Origin of the sequence: Chryseobacterium sp. R2ACT005 (genome assembly GCF_049949215.1) — a bacterium.
Classification (GTDB): Bacteria; Bacteroidota; Bacteroidia; order Flavobacteriales; family Weeksellaceae; genus Chryseobacterium.
Map to the genome: position 1 here is coordinate 2,293,590 of NZ_CP188192.1, position 15,307 is coordinate 2,308,896.

The following is a 15,307-nucleotide window of genomic DNA, read 5'->3' on the forward strand; positions in this document are numbered from 1 at the left end:
AAGAAGCCGTCTCACAACTGAGGCGGTTTTTTCTTGTTAAAAAGTAAATAATTTTGTATATTTTATTTTAAATCAATTTTGTTTGCAATGATTTGAAAAAACTTTAAGCTACTGCATTATACAAACAACTATCTTTTCCGCTTTTTCTTCTCTTTACACTATAAAATTCAAGAATCATGATGAATTTTTACTTGCATATCGAACTCTTCTATCTGAGTTAAGAATTAATCCATGGTCAGCTTTTCTATTTTTGACAGCCATTTTCCATGCGGCTAAACTTGCCTAATCATTACTCATCCCCTAACTTAAACTCCAGCCAATTATTTTTCTGTCGTACAAATTTATATTCCTGTTAGCTATAAAAAAACATCTTTGGTTTGGGAATAAGTTATCACAGCCCCAAGCTTGTGATGGACTGCCAATCAAAAAGTTTCTATTCAGTATGTTCTCTGCGATCAAATGACTGGCAAAAAAAATGTTTAAATATAAAAAATCAGTCTTTCCGGGCATTTCTGTATATTTTAGAAAAATATGTAAAATAATTACCCTCTCATTTTGATAACAGAGGGTATCATTTTGCTATGGTTATTATAATGCAGCCCCAATGATTTGGTGTATACTGTTTTATACTTTATACTCAAATCATAGTAACTTTTGACAAATCTGCTCCAATCCCTTTGAGTGCTGCATATGTTAATTTATCCATCATTGCACCATCAAAACGTATAGTCTTAATAGCACGATAATATCTATTCGTCAAAGCAAATGTCGAACGGAATGAAACATTTTTAAGGGTCGCGCCAATAAATGTGACTTCATTCAATGCTCCATTATGAAATTTAACGCCTAAAAAGGTTTGCCCATCAAAAGATACTCCCCTCAAATCGGAATAGTCAAAATCTACCCCTTCAAAAACACAGTTTTCAAACATTGTTTTAGTAAGATCGGTCTTAATTAGCTTTACATTGGTAAGTTTTGCATTATTGAACTTTGCCTGGGTTAGTCCCGACTTATTGAATTCGGTGCGTACGAGAATAGTTTCATTAAAACTTGACTCTGAAAGGTCACTGACAGACAGAACACAATCAGTCAGGTTTGCGCCGTCAAAATTAGCTTTACGCATATCATTCCCCGTAAAAGTACTGCCAACTAAATCTGCACCCGAAAAATCAGATTCGCTTAAAGAGCTTCCATAAAATTTTCTTTTATGGGCTATAACACCTGCAAAATCACTTTTTGCTAAATTGCTACCACTGAAGTTGATCAATAATTCTGGTTCCCGAATGCCAGATGCATCAGTACTTCTCTGAATAATCTGATCTGCCTCTGTGGTCGCGTTACCATCTATTTTATGTACTGCCTCATCTCTAGATTGAAGATATTCTGAAAAATAATTTAGATCAACATCCAGGATTTTTGTCAGCTGATTTAAAGTAATAATATCTGGCAATGATTCCCCACGCTCCCATTTCCCAACTGCCTGCGGACTTACAAATACATGTTTAGCAAGCTCGGCTTGTGACATACTTAATTTTTTTCGTGCTTCAGTAATTTTACTGCCAATCATTTTGGTATTCATATTATTTTTTATTTTAGTTTTTCTACAGGGCAAATGTAAAACACATTATAGTCAGTTTTATCATAAAGCCGGATCGCAGTAGTTGTAATTACACTACTTACTGTTGTTTTTTGACAACTTATAGTGGTATAAACAGTCATTTCATCAAAAAGACGAATAAAAGTATACAATGATGATACTTATTCTCACTAAAATATTATAATATAAATTTCTGCTCCTATTTTCCCTTTTTCTGACAACGATCGATACATTTTTTAGAAATTTCAGAAATTCTTTCCAAATCTTCTACCAAATGTTTCGATATCTCTTCGGTTTATGGGTACAAGAACGAAACAGCCAAATAAACAGTTATTATTCCAACAGTAATTTCTACAAGTGTTGAAAACTTAATTGCATTAAACAAAAGTATAATAGAATTTGTTTGATAAATTGGAGGGATATAATTCATTTTTAATTTGACTTAATCTAACCAACTCATCGATAAAAGTGTTTGAAGATATACTCGTCTTGGTCACCAAAAAGCCAAATAGCGCCAACTAGAGACAGTTGACACTATTTTTTTAAATATTTGTAAAATTCGACTTCTTGAACTTACTAAATCTTAATTACTGGCTTAAAATGCTCAGGTCTTAATTTTGAATTATTCTATCTTTTCTTTTTCGAAGGCGGCAATATAATCTACAACGAGTTGAAGAGTGCATCAGAGTAAATTTAAGTGAATTGAACAATATCATTCCTATCTCAACACACCACTTCCATATCTTTTATCAGAATTTTAACAGGTATTTTCAAATCTGTTTGAATTTTAACTCGTAATGCTTCCTGGGCAGAGGGTTCACCGTGAACAAGCATGATCTGTTGTGGAGAATTTTTAAATTTCCTTATCCATTCCATCAGTTCAGATTGATCAGCATGTGCAGATAATCCTGTCAATTCAATAACATTTGCATTTACAGGATAATATTTTCCGTGAATTTTTAACTCATGAGATTCATTAAGCAATGCTCTTCCCCTAGTACCTTCTGCCTGAAACCCAACAATTAATATGGTATTCCGGCTGTTTCCTATATCATGCTTTAAGTACTCAAGAACACGCCCTCCTGTCATCATACCACTGCCGGCAATTATTATTTTACTTTGTTTATTATGAACTATTTCTTCAGTATTCGTATATTCTTTATTGATATTCACCTGTTCAATAATTTCCAGCCATTTTTCTTTATTAACAATTGTGTGTTCAGCATATTCAACCATAATATCCGTAGCAGAAGCAGCCATTGGGCTATCCATAATTACAGGAAGATTGTAAGGGATTCTGTTCTGTTCCTTGAGCTGATAAAGAATATAAATAAGCTCCTGTGCCCTGCCTACAGCAAAACTGGGAATAATTATATTACCATGGTTTTTAACAGTGAGATTGATCCAGTGTTCCAATTTATCATATAAATTGGTATTGTTATGAAGTCTGTCTCCGTATGTCGATTCCATCACTATAAAATCCGCTTCGGTGAAAAAATCAGGAGGAGGTAAAATAGTGCTGTGAGCCCGTCCGATATCTCCTGAAAAAATGATCGTTTTCTCAAAACATTTGATCTCCACAGAACAGGCTCCAATAATATGCCCGCAGGGTTTAAACCTGCATTGAATATGATCACTAAGTTTGATCGCAGTGTTTTCACTAACCGTAAAAAATTGTTTAAAAGATCTTTCAGCATCATTTATCGTATACAACGGTTTTGCAGGATTATGTTTGGTATAATGATGAAAATTCGCTTTCTCCGCATCTTCTTCCTGCAGCTTTGCACTATCGAGTAAAATCAATTTTGCTAATTCTTTGGTAGGCTCAGTCATGTAAATTTTACCTTTAAATCCATTTTTTACAAGAAGAGGAATATAACCGCAATGATCAAGATGAGCATGTGTAAGAATGACAATATCTATTTCAGCAACATCGACATTTAATGATTCCCAGTTTTGTTCACGCAAAGATTTAATGCCCTGAAACATTCCACAATCTACTAATATAGTAAGTTCCGAGGTCTTTAATAAATGCTTGGATCCGGTAACTGTTTCGGCTCCTCCAAGAGATTTTAAAATAATAGTATCCATTTTTTTAGTTTTATAAATCTGTTGCGCAACGGCCTATTCTGGCTCTGATACTTGAATAATTCCCTGAATGCGCAATAGGTTTTTATGAATTAATACTGAAAAATTTTAGCGTATTTTGATCTCTTTTACTTCTTTTTTATCCAGATTAGATTTATTAATGGTAATATTTAATAATCCCCCTTTATAATTGGCTTTTATATGGCCTAAACTAATACTATCCGGTAAGCGGAAACTGCGGACAAACGAGGAAGCTGAAAACTCTTTTCTGACATAATTTTCTTTTTCTTCTTTTTTCTCTGCACTGGTTGCAGCACTAATGATCAATGTTCCGTCCTCAACTGCAACTTTGAAATCCTTTTTCTTAAATCCCGGAGCTGATACTTTAAGCTTATAAACACCATTTTTATCAATAATGTTAACTGTTGGCTCCGTTTTAGCCAACTGATTAACAAGATCATCATTCTTCCAAAAATCTTCTACCAGAGATTCTAATGATTGAGATCCATTTGATGGATTGGTTTTTTCCAAAGTTTTCATAACACAATTATTTTAAGGTTTATACTTCAAAGGTATAAGAGAAATAATTTTTAAATTATGACGATCGTTGCGTTTTGAAATGATGCTAATCACTTTTTTCCCAGGCATCGAGAATTTTAATTATTGAGGAAATACTCAATGTTGAATCTGTAATGATAATGTATTTCAATCCGGCATCCTGAATTATTGGTACATCCACAGGAACCTGTTCCTGGAATCTGAATATAAAATACCTAATTCCAAAGGATATAAGTTTAAAAATAAGACTGTTTGAAACTAGGTTTTCCTGATCAATGATTATGGCAGTATCTTTTGCTTCTGCAAAATGAACGGTAGCTTCATTTAAAGGATCTACTATAATCGTAATTTTATGTTTTTTACGATTAGCCAAAGCCAGAAGCTTTTTATCTTCCTGGCTGATATGATAAACGATGACTTTCATACTGTCTTTTGAATCATCAAATGTATAGATCCCATTATCACTATTCAATGTATAAAATCATTATAAAAAGTGACAGAGATTAGTTTTTTAATTTTTGAAGACGTGAAACGTCCAGTATCGTAATCCTGCCTGCATTTCTATCTATTAAATTTTCTTCTTTAAAATCACTCAGAATTCTGCTTACCGTTTCAATAGCCATTCCAGCCATAGAAGCAAGGTTTTCTCTTGAAATTTCAAAATTTTCAGTGTGAGGATGTTTTGTATGGAGCTTAAGTAAGACTTCCGCCATTCTTTTTCTCACAGAAAAATAAGCAAGCTGCAATAGCTGCTCTTCGTGGGTAATAACATTCTGGGCAAGAATTTTGATGAATTTTTCCGCTATGTCCGGATATTTATACAGTAGTTGATCAATAACTTCTCTGGGAACTGAGCATAAGGTAGTATCCTCCAATACTTCAGCCGTCTCTTTATATTCTTTTCCTGCAAATAATGAAGTGATTCCAAAATATTCTTCCGGACTGTAGACTGCTGTCATGAATTCTTTTCCGTCTTCTGTCATTTTTGTTGTTTTCACTGAGCCTGATATAATAAGATAAACAGCATTTGCAGTATCACCCTCATAATAGATAATCTGCTTCTTTTTAAAAGATTTGACTTTTCGTTCATCAAAAGCTTTCTTTAATTCATCAAGTCCGTGCGAACCATGAAATAAATTGGTCATTTGACTAAGAATATTGCTATAAAGGCTTTTCTGACGTTCTTTCTTTTTCAATCGGCTTTCAATAGCACTGAGGAGTTCTATATCATCAAATGGCTTAGTAAGATAGTCATCCGCCCCCATTTCTATTCCTTTTCGGATTTCTATCCGATCCGTTTTTGCCGTTATAAAAATGAAAGGGATAAGCGCAGTATCCTCTCTTTTGCTTAAAAGATGTAAAACCCCATACCCGTCAAGCTCCGGCATCATAATATCACATAATATCACATCCGGTATATGCTTAATGGCCAGATCTACTCCCTGTTTACCATTAGAAGCCTGAAATACTTCATAACTGGCAAGCTGAAGAATCTCCGCAGTGCTTTCGCGGATATCATCATTATCTTCGATTATCAGTAGGCGTGTCTTTTCCATTGGTACTAAATTGGAGTGTTGTTAGCTGAATTTTTATGAAATGATAAGGTAAACTCAGTACCCTTATCTGATTTACTTTCAAAATGAACCCGACCATCCATGAGATCTACATACCGCTGAACAATATTGAGACCTAAACCTGTTCCGGGAATATTTCCTATATTATGCGCCCTGAAAAATGGCTGAAAAAGACCGGACTGGTCTCCTTCGGGTATTCCTATTCCATTATCCTTTACTGAAAACACATACCTATCTTCATTTATTTCTGTAGAGAATTCAATCAACGTATGTTCTCCTGAATATTTTATAGCATTGCTCATTAAGTTCATTAAACAATTTCTTAATAAGTTTTGATCCAAATTGATTTCACTCTCTGATCCTGTGTGCTGGTAAATTATAATTTGATTTTCTTTGGTGATAAGCTGCATTTCTTCTGTAAGTTCTTCTGAAAACTTAACAATATCAAATGAATCATAATGGGGTTTTACAATTCCGGTATCCAATTTTTCTAAGGAAAGAAAATCATTGAGGATGGAATTCAAACTGGCAATTGCATTTTTTATCTTATGGAGATGTTTTAATATTTGGATATTGTCTGAAGTTTGAAGATATTTTTCAATAAGTACGGCAGAAAGCTGCATAGAACTTAAAGGGGTTCGAAACTCGTGTGATGCCATTGATACGAACCGGCTTTTCATTTTGTTAAGATCTTTTTCTTTTTCCAGCGATGTATTAGCTTCTTCCTTGGCCACCTCCAATTCATGAAGCATTTCTTTTAGTGATTTTGTACGGTTTTCGACTAATTCTTCCAGCTCACCAGCATACCTTTTAAGAGATTCTTCCGCTTCTTTTTCTTTGGAAAGATCGTGGATAAAACCTGTATAAATCATCCTATCCTGATATTGTACTTCGCTTACAGCAAGCCTAAAAGGAAATTGTGTCCCATCCTTTCTTAATCCTCTGACTTCCCTTCCTTTTCCAATGATTTTCTTTTCTCCGGTAGTCTGATAATTGAGTAGATAACCATCATGCCGGCTCTTGTCTGGTTCCGGCATTAATACTGAGATATTTTTCCCGATTAATTCTTGTTCTTTGTAACCAAATATTTTTAGTGCAGAGGGATTCAGGCTTTCTATCCTTCCCTTGTCATCAATGGTTATAATACCGTCAATAGCCGTTTCAATAATGGCTTGCAACAGTTTGGCACTTTCCATAGTTATTCTATTATGCAGCCATATAAAGTTATACATTTTAGCATAATGAACATATATGAACTATGAAAATGTTTTCGTATTCAATATTATTTTTATTATAAACAATTATATGTAATAATTAATTCAAATATTCAAAAATGAATATGACAATTTTCAGGAATCGTTAATAGTGGAATTTCCAATTCTACAGCCTGTCTTGCGGCATGACTTCCCAAAAATAGTCTTTTGAAAAAACTTTTGTCATGATGGCCCATCACTAACATATCGATGTCTTTGTATTTTAATATTTCCAAGCCATAATCTATATTTTCACTATATATACAGTTATAGCAAATTTTACCATTAAGGTTCTTTAGAAATGCCTCTTTCTTATGTTCATAATCAACATCCTGGATCACATCATTATCACTCTGAATAATATGGGTAATTAAAAGCTCAGCATCAAAGTATTTGGCAAATTCAATTAATAATTGGGCTGTTTTTATGTCTTTTTTATTCAGATCTGTAGCGAAAGCAATCTTCTTAAGCCCATTATATTTATGGTTTAAGGGAACTAAAAGAAGCGGATACTTTGTGTTTTCAATCATCTGTATGCTGTTGCTTCCGAAAATAAAACGGGTAAGCATCCCTGCTCCTTGCATACCCATGACGATAAGAAGCGGTTTTTTCTCGGCTGCCATATTGTTAATCACATGAACGGCGTCGCCTCCCTCACTTCCATAATGTATTGAAGGATGAAATGGGAAAGCTTCATCTCCCCATACAACTTTTTCTCTGTCTTCCAGTGCCTTTACCAACTTTTTAAGCTCTTTTGTATTTTCTTCATATAAATCTGGATATTCGTATACAGACCACGCGATCTGCCCAAGCATTGGACTTTCAATCGGTAACCCAAAGGCATGGCATAAATCGATGTTGGTCTTCAGGGCATTGGCTAAATGCAGAGCATAAAAGGCAGCATTTCGCGCTGACTTTGAGTAGTCTGTAGCGACTAAAATCGTTCTCATAATCTGATTATTTATTTTGGTTAAACATATTTTCTAATGAATCATCTAAATGGTAAATATCCTTATATAATACAGGCTTTCCATCCGTTATAAGACAGGTCAGATAGGTTATAATAATCGGAACAGGTTGCTTTAGAACAAAATCTTTTCTTTTATATTCTGACATTGCATTTTCCAAAACAGGAATCTTGTTTCCTAAACCATCGTTTTTTAATAGGAGAGCTGCCAGCTCTTTAGCATTCTCAACACGAATACACCCGTGACTCAAAGCTCTTTCATCTTTACTAAACAATTGTTTTTGAGAAGTATCATGGAGATATACTCCATAAGAGTTGTCAAATCTAAAAACCACCGCTCCCAATGCATTATCACATCCGGATGATTGTCTTATACTATATCGGTAAGGGTTTTGACGGATCTCTTTTAGTTTTGATGAACTTATTTCAACTTGATTTCCATTTTTATCATAAACTGAATAATGATGGTTCTCTAAATACTGAGGACTTTTTAAGATTTTAGGCAGCATTTCTTTTATGAAAATACTTTGGGGAACCTTCCAGTCAGGCGCTGTTGTAAAATAATGAATACTGCTGCTCAAAACTGGCGTTTTGGTGGTTGGCTTTCCTACAATCACTTTAAAATCAAATACATCATCCTGGTGATAAAGTTTCAATGTATAGGAAGGAATATTGACCAGGATATAGGAAGTATCATGGGTATCAATCCACCGTAAGCGCTCCATATTGATGATGATTTTTTCAGATTCCCTTTGTGGAGCTATACAGTCATCTTCCTCATAGAGAGTATTTAAATAGTTCTGGAAGTCCGTGTATTCTTTTATTTTAGGCTGAACCTCAAGGATTGTCTTAAGAAAATCTGTCTGCTGTCTTGCATTCAGCAGTATATGGTCGGATCGAAATCCATTTATATCATTGGAATCAATATATGATGATTTATACAAAGGGTTGTATTTCCCTAAATGCATGTTATTGATGAATGTGATAAGGGCGTCCGTCATCAGAATATCGAACTCAGCTTTTTCCTTTTGATTCTCTTCAACAGGAGTATCTCGCAATTTTCTTAATTTCTGAAGAGAAATGGCATCCCAATGATAATCAGATAAAGAAAGACCAAATCGATAGGAATATTCCAACAGTAACATTGCAGTTTCAGGCTGATCTGATTTCTCCGGAGTTATCCACGCATATTCAGAATTATTTCCGGTATAAAACTTAATAACCGATTGCGGATAATGCAGCTTTGAGAGCGTACCATTGTCTTTAAGTAAAGAAGTAATCTCGTTTGTTGTTTTCAAATCCTGAGCTTGTGTAATTATTGTAAAGCAAAGAATAATGGTGAATGTTAAAAAAGCTTTCATAATCTGAAGTTTATACCACAAATTTCCAAATTACCATACTGTCAAATAATGACTGCCATCACTAAAAATAATGATATCGCTATACTTTAATCTGTTTTTTTCAACGCTTTCCAAATACTTACTAAATGCAAATCGATTTAAAATTTTATGCGTTTAAAGGATTGAAGTGTTGAACTGATCAGTATCATTTTTTGCAGTGATACCTGTCATATTATTTCTCATGCAGGTTCGTGACCTTTGGGATGAATTAACATACAGCATTGACTTAAGCAAAAAGTACTCTAAGAATTAGATGCAACTATAAAATTCTTGCAATGAGCAAACTTTAAACATTTATTAATCCAAAAAAAAATTGAAATGAAAACAAATGCAAAATTACAAAGAGATGTTCAAAATGCCATTAAATGGGAGCCATTACTGCATGCTGCAGAAATTGGCGTTATTGCAAAAGACGGTGTGATTTCCCTGACCGGCATAGTTGACAATTATGCAAAAAAAGCTGAGGCCGAAAATGCTGCAAAAAAAGTTGCTGGTGTTAAGGCTTTAGTTGAAAATATTGAAGTAAAATTTCCAAGCTCATTGAAAAAGGCTGATGCTGAAATAGCCAAGGAAGTACTGGATGCCTTACAGTCTAATTACTCTGTTCCCGATGATAAAATAATGGTAAAAGTTGAAGATGGATGGGTAACCTTAGAAGGTGAATTACCATGGCATTACCAAAAAGAGGAAGCAGCAAGTGTAGTAAAATATCTTACCGGTGTAAAAGGTTTGATCAATAAAATTACAATTAAATCAGAATTAGACGATGTGATACAAAAAAAAGACATTCAGGACGCATTGAAAAGAAGCTCAATTTATGATAATGATATTAAAGTATCTGTTTTGGGAACAACGGTAACTTTAACGGGAACTGCAAATTCATTGTATCAGAAAGAAGAAGCCGGTCGTATTGCCTGGAAAACTCCGGGTATATGGAATGTAAAGAATGAACTGGAAGTTAATTATGAGTATGATTTTTATTAATCCCGGATTTAATCTTTGACCTGTGGAAGATAACTTTTTCTGCAGTTCAATTTCAGTTCAATATAGATTACCATTAAAAAATTACCAAAATCTATTCATTAAATAAATCTGAACTCATGAGCAAATTAGAAAATAAAGTAGCCATTATAACAGGCGGCTCCGGAAGCATTGGCAAAATTACAGCTAAACTATTTTTAGAAGAGGGAGCAAAAGTAATGCTCGTCGACCTCTCTGAAAAAGAATTACAAGAAGCTGCCTACGAATTAAATAGCGAACATATAAGATATGCAGTTGCTGATGTTTCAAAAGCTGCTGATGTTGAACACTATGTTGCGGAAACCATAAAACTATTTGGAAAAATAGATGTGTTTTTCAACAATGCCGGTATTGAAGGAGTTGTGAAGCCAATTGAAAATTATCCTGAAGACGTTTTTGATACAATTATGTCCGTCAATGTCAAAGGGGTATGGCTGGGCAATAAATATGTTTTGCCTCAAATGAATGATGGTGGAAGCATCATTATAACTTCATCTGTGGCCGGAATATTGGGGTTTGCAGAGTTAAGTGCTTATGTCACCAGTAAACATGCCGTAGTTGGCATTATGAGAACTACAGCCCTTGAAGCATCTTCGCGAAAAATCAGAGTGAATACAATTCACCCTTCTCCGGTAAATAACAGAATGATGCGTTCTATAGAAGAAAGCTCATCATCTGCAGGACATGGTGAAGAGGTTAAGAAGCAATTTGAGGCGGCAATACCATTAGGACGTTATGCTGAACCTATTGAAATTGCAAAACTGGCTTTATTTCTTGCAAGCGAAGACAGTCAGTTCATTACAGGAACAACTCAGATCATTGATGGTGGAATGTCTGCAAAATAGTAATATGTATTTCTCTGGGATACTAAAAAACAATAAAACCAATTAAAATGAAAATACAAATAGGAATAGCAGACAATCATCGTCAGGCAATCGCGGATCAGCTCATAAAAATATTGGCAGATGAAAACGTTTTATATATAAAAACAAAAAATGCCCATTGGAATGTTGAGGGAGCTGACTATCATGACAAACGTACTTTTTTTGATACTCAATGCAAACAATTGGATGATATCATCAACAGTATTGCAGAAAGAATACGTTCTCTCGGTCAGTATGTACCGGCAACTCTAAAATCGTACGTAAGTTCAACCCATTTTACAGAACAAAATGGGGAGAGACATAACAGCCATGCTTTTATTACAGAATTATTACAAGATCATGAAAGTCTTATTCTTAGACTTTGTGAATATACCATGAATTGTAAGGATGACTTACACGACGTAGCAACAAGTCATTTTATAACGTGTCTCTTAGAAATACATCAGAAAATGGCTTGGCCTTTACGTTCACATATAGTAGAATAATTTCGCGACAAAAATTGGAGCTAACTATGATATCATTTTTGAGTAAAAGTTATTTCCAAATTTTATAAAATAAGTGCTTCGCATTTTCCCTGGTAAAAAGTCCTGTTCCTTCGGTCATTGTAGTGGCAGATCCACAAGTAATTCCCATGGAAAGGACTTCTTTATAATCACCTCCCTTTACCAAAACCGAAACCATGCCTGCAACCATGCTGTCTCCAGCGCCAACAGTGCTTTTTACTTCAACAACCGGTGCCTCAATCTTAATTTTTTCACTTCCTGAAAATAAGACAGCACCCTGAGAGCCCAATGATACTACCACAATCTCAGCTTTACCCTGTGAAATGATAAGCTGGGCAGCTTGATCTATATCAGGTTCTTCCAGTTTTTCTTTTCCTACTAAAAAGGCAAGTTCTCCAATATTCGGTTTTAATAAAAACACACCCTCATCTACAGCTGTTTTCAAAGCTTCTCCTGATGTATCGATAATGACCTTAGTTCCCATCGAATTATACATATTAACAAGTTTTCTAAGAAAATTCGGATTTGTTTCTGTTGGTAAACTACCACTGATGACGACAAAGTCCGGACAGGGGTTTATGGCAGGCAAACTGTTTAGAATACCTTTTTGTTGTTCCTGCGTCAGCTCTTCTCCGGGAAATCCGAACCTATACTGGTTGTTGCTGGAGATATCTAAAACGATGAAATTTTCCCGGGTTTCTGAAAAAACATGGAAAGGAAATATATTCAGCTCCTCAGCTTTAAGCAATTTTTCAAGTAACCTGCCGGTTCTTCCCCCTGAAGTAAAAAAAATGTCTGAGACTACTCCCAATCTTTTTAAGGCTCTGGATACATTAACTCCGCCTCCTCCCGGTTCATATCTAGGAGAATTACAACGTAATTTCTTTTCAGGAACGATGCTTTGAACGCTGCTGCTTTTGTCTACCGACGGATTCAGTGTTATTGTTAAAATAGTTTTGTCCATTTTTATTTTTTTTAAAGCTATACACGTACATAGCTATCCAAATTTCAACAATAAAATACACACCACCAAGTATTTACACTGATTAATATCATGATTCACTGTGATGTTGGTCATCTTATATTTTGTGAAATTGCTGGAACTTTGAAGTATAAAACTGTATAAAAAATGAAAACAAATGCAGAATTACAAAAAGATGTTCAGGATGCCATTCAATGGGAACCTTTGCTGCATTCAGCAGAAATTGGTGTTGTTGTAAATAACGGAATTGTTTCCCTTACGGGTCATGTAGACAGTTATGCAAAAAAGCTGCAGGCTGAACATGCCGCAAAAAATGTTTTGGGAGTAAAAGTATTGGTAGAAGATATCGAAGTAAAATTACCAGATCCCAGGTCAAAAAACGATGTCGAAATCGCCAGTGAAATTATAGCTGCATTTAATGCAAACTCATTTATTCCACAAGAAAAAATAACAGTAAAAGTAGAAGATGGATGGGTAGATCTGAATGGTGAAGTATCTTGGGAGTACTTAAGGGAAATTACAGAAAATGCTGTCAGGTATCTTCTCGGCGTCAAAGGTATTTACAATAATATTACCATTAACCCCGAAATCCGGGACTCCGTTGAAAAAAGTGATATTGAAAGCGCGCTTGAAAGAAGTTCGATCGATAATAGTGAAATCAGGGTGTTCGTAACCGGAACTACTGCCACATTAACAGGGACAGTACATACCTGGCATCAAAAGGAAGAGGCTGGTTGTATTGCCTGGAAAACGCCTGGTATACAGGATGTAAAAAATAAGTTAGAAGTAGATTATGAGTATGATTTATAACTAATAAACCTTTACCTCATTTCTAAGCATTGCAAGCCACCGGTTTTGTTGATAAGTTTAATCCTATAGATTATAAACAAAATGCACTGGAATATTTTAAATCCAACATCGTGAAAACCTATTTTAAAAATTACCTTAGCATCGCAGGCAATATAGCTTTATTCTCCCGTCGCTTTTTTAAAGAAATTTTAAAACCGGGATTTGAGTTTAAAGAGTTTATACGACAGTGTTTTGTTGTTGGTTATCAGTCATTGCCTTTAGTAACGATAACAGCTTTTATCATGGGATTGGTGCTCACTATACAGTCACGTCCGGCTATGGCAAGGTTCGGTGCAGAATCTATGATACCCGGTATGGTTTCACTGTCATTAATAAGAGAAATTGCACCGGTCATTACGGCTTTGATTTGTGCAGGAAGAGTTTCGTCAGGAATTGGAGCAGAACTGGGTTCTATGAAAGTCACAGAACAAATTGATGCCATGGAGGTTTCAGCGATCAATCCTTATCGGTATCTGGTGATAACCAGAACTCTTGCTACGACATTAATGATTCCTGTTTTAGTACTATATGCCGATCTGATTGGGATTATCGGTGGCTTTATCGGCATCAATATGCACAGCGAAAGCAATCTTGAACATTATTTTTCCCATGTATTTCAATCGTTAGAATATGAAGATATTTTACCGGCTATCATTAAAACCTTCTTTTTTGGATTTTTTATTGGTATTATTGGTTGTTATGAAGGATTTAATGCTTCGGGGGGAACTAAAAGTGTAGGGAAAGCGGCAAATTCAGCCGTAGTTTCAGCATCATTGATCATTTTTATCATTGATCTTGTAGCCGTACAGATAACCGACTTATTTTTTGAATTATGATGGAAAATAGGGAAAAATTTACAGCCGAGTATAATGAATTACAAAACTGCGAGACATTGATAGAATTTAAAAATGTTTACAAATCATATGGCAGTAATAAGGTACTCAATGGAATCAGCTTTACCGTTGGAAGAGGAGAAAACCTGGTCATTTTAGGAAAATCGGGCTCGGGGAAGTCTGTTACGGTTAAATGCCTTGTTGGCCTTACAAAAGTTAATAAAGGAGAAATATTTATATCAGGAAAGGATATAACAAAATTGGATGAGGAAGGACTCAACCGGATCCGAATGAAAATTGGTTTTTTATTCCAAAATGGGGCCTTATATGATTCAATGACGGTCAGAGAGAATTTAGTTTTTACATTGCAGCACAATAATAAAATGCTTACCGAACAGGAAATAGAAACAGCTGTTAAAGAAGCTTTACAAAATGTAGGACTGGAGGAAGCGATTGACCTATGGCCGGCAGAACTGTCCGGAGGAATGAGAAAGAGAATTGGGCTGGCGAGAGCACTAATCATTAAACCGGAAATTATCATATATGATGAGCCGACAGGAGGTCTTGATACCATCACAGCTCGTGAAATTATCGGGCTCATTCGAAATATCAAACTACAATACAATACCTCATCCATAATCATAACACATGATTTAACCTGTGCAAAATATACCGGTGACAGAGTCATCGTCCTTAAGGACGGTCTAATTAAGGCCGAGGGCAGCTATAAAGACATAGAAAATAATGCCGATGATTGGGTAAAATCTTTTTTTGAAAAATAAATAGAACAATCATGAAC

Annotated in this window: 15 protein-coding genes; 6 read left to right on the top strand and 9 right to left on the bottom strand. The window is 35.0% G+C overall.

Annotation, left to right across the window (positions count from 1 at the left end; translation table 11 throughout):
- Positions 1 to 637 precede the first annotated feature (637 nt).
- From ACPF63_RS10565 to ACPF63_RS10600, 8 genes are all read right to left on the bottom strand, one after another.
- A complete protein-coding gene (locus tag ACPF63_RS10565) occupies positions 638 to 1,579 on the bottom strand; it encodes a pentapeptide repeat-containing protein (RefSeq protein WP_426482980.1) in 942 nt (313 codons plus the stop codon).
- 741 nt (positions 1,580 to 2,320) lie between these two features.
- The gene (locus ACPF63_RS10570; protein WP_426482981.1) at positions 2,321 to 3,688 is read right to left on the bottom strand and encodes an MBL fold metallo-hydrolase RNA specificity domain-containing protein; all 1,368 of its coding nucleotides are present in this window, start codon (positions 3,686 to 3,688) and stop codon (positions 2,321 to 2,323) included.
- 105 nt (positions 3,689 to 3,793) lie between these two features.
- The gene (locus tag ACPF63_RS10575) at positions 3,794 to 4,225 is read right to left on the bottom strand and encodes an Hsp20/alpha crystallin family protein (protein WP_426482982.1); all 432 of its coding nucleotides are present in this window, start codon (positions 4,223 to 4,225) and stop codon (positions 3,794 to 3,796) included.
- A gap of 85 nt (positions 4,226 to 4,310) precedes the next feature.
- The gene (locus ACPF63_RS10580; protein ID WP_426482983.1) at positions 4,311 to 4,715 is read right to left on the bottom strand and encodes a hypothetical protein; all 405 of its coding nucleotides are present in this window, start codon (positions 4,713 to 4,715) and stop codon (positions 4,311 to 4,313) included.
- A gap of 31 nt (positions 4,716 to 4,746) precedes the next feature.
- Positions 4,747 to 5,799: a response regulator gene (locus ACPF63_RS10585; protein ID WP_426482984.1), complete on the bottom strand. Its 1,053-nt coding sequence runs from the start codon at positions 5,797 to 5,799 to the stop codon at positions 4,747 to 4,749.
- Between the two features lie 5 nt (positions 5,800 to 5,804).
- A complete protein-coding gene (locus ACPF63_RS10590; RefSeq protein WP_426482985.1) occupies positions 5,805 to 7,013 on the bottom strand; it encodes a PAS domain-containing sensor histidine kinase in 1,209 nt (402 codons plus the stop codon).
- Between the two features lie 131 nt (positions 7,014 to 7,144).
- The gene (locus ACPF63_RS10595) at positions 7,145 to 8,020 is read right to left on the bottom strand and encodes a universal stress protein (protein WP_426482986.1); all 876 of its coding nucleotides are present in this window, start codon (positions 8,018 to 8,020) and stop codon (positions 7,145 to 7,147) included.
- 7 nt (positions 8,021 to 8,027) lie between these two features.
- The gene (locus ACPF63_RS10600; protein ID WP_426482987.1) at positions 8,028 to 9,398 is read right to left on the bottom strand and encodes a L,D-transpeptidase family protein; all 1,371 of its coding nucleotides are present in this window, start codon (positions 9,396 to 9,398) and stop codon (positions 8,028 to 8,030) included.
- A gap of 357 nt (positions 9,399 to 9,755) precedes the next feature.
- On the opposite strand from ACPF63_RS10600, the gene ACPF63_RS10605 reads away from it, so the two are divergent.
- From ACPF63_RS10605 to ACPF63_RS10615, 3 genes are all read left to right on the top strand, one after another.
- Positions 9,756 to 10,421: a BON domain-containing protein gene (locus tag ACPF63_RS10605; RefSeq protein ID WP_426482988.1), complete on the top strand. Its 666-nt coding sequence runs from the start codon at positions 9,756 to 9,758 to the stop codon at positions 10,419 to 10,421.
- A gap of 116 nt (positions 10,422 to 10,537) precedes the next feature.
- The gene (locus ACPF63_RS10610; protein ID WP_426482989.1) at positions 10,538 to 11,302 is read left to right on the top strand and encodes an SDR family NAD(P)-dependent oxidoreductase; all 765 of its coding nucleotides are present in this window, start codon (positions 10,538 to 10,540) and stop codon (positions 11,300 to 11,302) included.
- Between the two features lie 47 nt (positions 11,303 to 11,349).
- Complete coding sequence (locus ACPF63_RS10615; protein WP_426482990.1) at positions 11,350 to 11,826, top strand: Dps family protein; 477 nt, start codon at positions 11,350 to 11,352, stop codon at positions 11,824 to 11,826.
- A gap of 49 nt (positions 11,827 to 11,875) precedes the next feature.
- On the opposite strand, the gene ACPF63_RS10620 is transcribed toward ACPF63_RS10615, so the two are convergent.
- Positions 11,876 to 12,808, bottom strand: coding sequence for a 1-phosphofructokinase family hexose kinase (locus tag ACPF63_RS10620; protein ID WP_426482991.1), 933 nt, complete (start codon positions 12,806 to 12,808; stop codon positions 11,876 to 11,878).
- Positions 12,809 to 12,973: 165 nt separating this feature from the next.
- On the opposite strand from ACPF63_RS10620, the gene ACPF63_RS10625 reads away from it, so the two are divergent.
- The 3 genes from ACPF63_RS10625 (at position 12,974) to ACPF63_RS10635 (ending at position 15,290) form a co-directional block, all read left to right on the top strand.
- Positions 12,974 to 13,636 carry a BON domain-containing protein gene (locus ACPF63_RS10625; RefSeq protein ID WP_426482992.1) on the top strand — a complete coding sequence of 221 codons (663 nt, stop codon included), beginning with the start codon at positions 12,974 to 12,976 and terminating at the stop codon, positions 13,634 to 13,636.
- Between the two features lie 110 nt (positions 13,637 to 13,746).
- A complete protein-coding gene (locus ACPF63_RS10630) occupies positions 13,747 to 14,511 on the top strand; it encodes an MlaE family ABC transporter permease (protein WP_426482993.1) in 765 nt (254 codons plus the stop codon).
- Positions 14,511 to 15,290, top strand: coding sequence for an ABC transporter ATP-binding protein (locus ACPF63_RS10635; RefSeq protein ID WP_426483215.1), 780 nt, complete (start codon positions 14,511 to 14,513; stop codon positions 15,288 to 15,290). Before ACPF63_RS10630 ends, ACPF63_RS10635 begins: the two co-directional genes overlap by 1 nt.
- Positions 15,291 to 15,307: the final 17 nt, after the last annotated feature.

Bases quoted from the DNA above. Each gene is read 5' to 3' on its own strand.
- ACPF63_RS10565 (WP_426482980.1), bottom strand. From the start codon at position 1,579: ATGAATACCAAAATGATTGGCAGTAAAATTACTGAAGCACGAAAAAAA.
- ACPF63_RS10570 (WP_426482981.1), bottom strand. From the start codon at position 3,688: ATGGATACTATTATTTTAAAATCTCTTGGAGGAGCCGAAACAGTTACC.
- ACPF63_RS10575 (WP_426482982.1), bottom strand. From the start codon at position 4,225: ATGAAAACTTTGGAAAAAACCAATCCATCAAATGGATCTCAATCATTA.
- ACPF63_RS10585 (WP_426482984.1), bottom strand. From the start codon at position 5,799: ATGGAAAAGACACGCCTACTGATAATCGAAGATAATGATGATATCCGC.
- ACPF63_RS10590 (WP_426482985.1), bottom strand. From the start codon at position 7,013: ATGGAAAGTGCCAAACTGTTGCAAGCCATTATTGAAACGGCTATTGAC.
- ACPF63_RS10595 (WP_426482986.1), bottom strand. From the start codon at position 8,020: ATGAGAACGATTTTAGTCGCTACAGACTACTCAAAGTCAGCGCGAAAT.
- ACPF63_RS10600 (WP_426482987.1), bottom strand. From the start codon at position 9,398: ATGAAAGCTTTTTTAACATTCACCATTATTCTTTGCTTTACAATAATT.
- ACPF63_RS10605 (WP_426482988.1), top strand. From the start codon at position 9,756: ATGAAAACAAATGCAAAATTACAAAGAGATGTTCAAAATGCCATTAAA.
- ACPF63_RS10610 (WP_426482989.1), top strand. From the start codon at position 10,538: ATGAGCAAATTAGAAAATAAAGTAGCCATTATAACAGGCGGCTCCGGA.
- ACPF63_RS10615 (WP_426482990.1), top strand. From the start codon at position 11,350: ATGAAAATACAAATAGGAATAGCAGACAATCATCGTCAGGCAATCGCG.
- ACPF63_RS10620 (WP_426482991.1), bottom strand. From the start codon at position 12,808: ATGGACAAAACTATTTTAACAATAACACTGAATCCGTCGGTAGACAAA.
- ACPF63_RS10625 (WP_426482992.1), top strand. From the start codon at position 12,974: ATGAAAACAAATGCAGAATTACAAAAAGATGTTCAGGATGCCATTCAA.
- ACPF63_RS10635 (WP_426483215.1), top strand. From the start codon at position 14,511: ATGGAAAATAGGGAAAAATTTACAGCCGAGTATAATGAATTACAAAAC.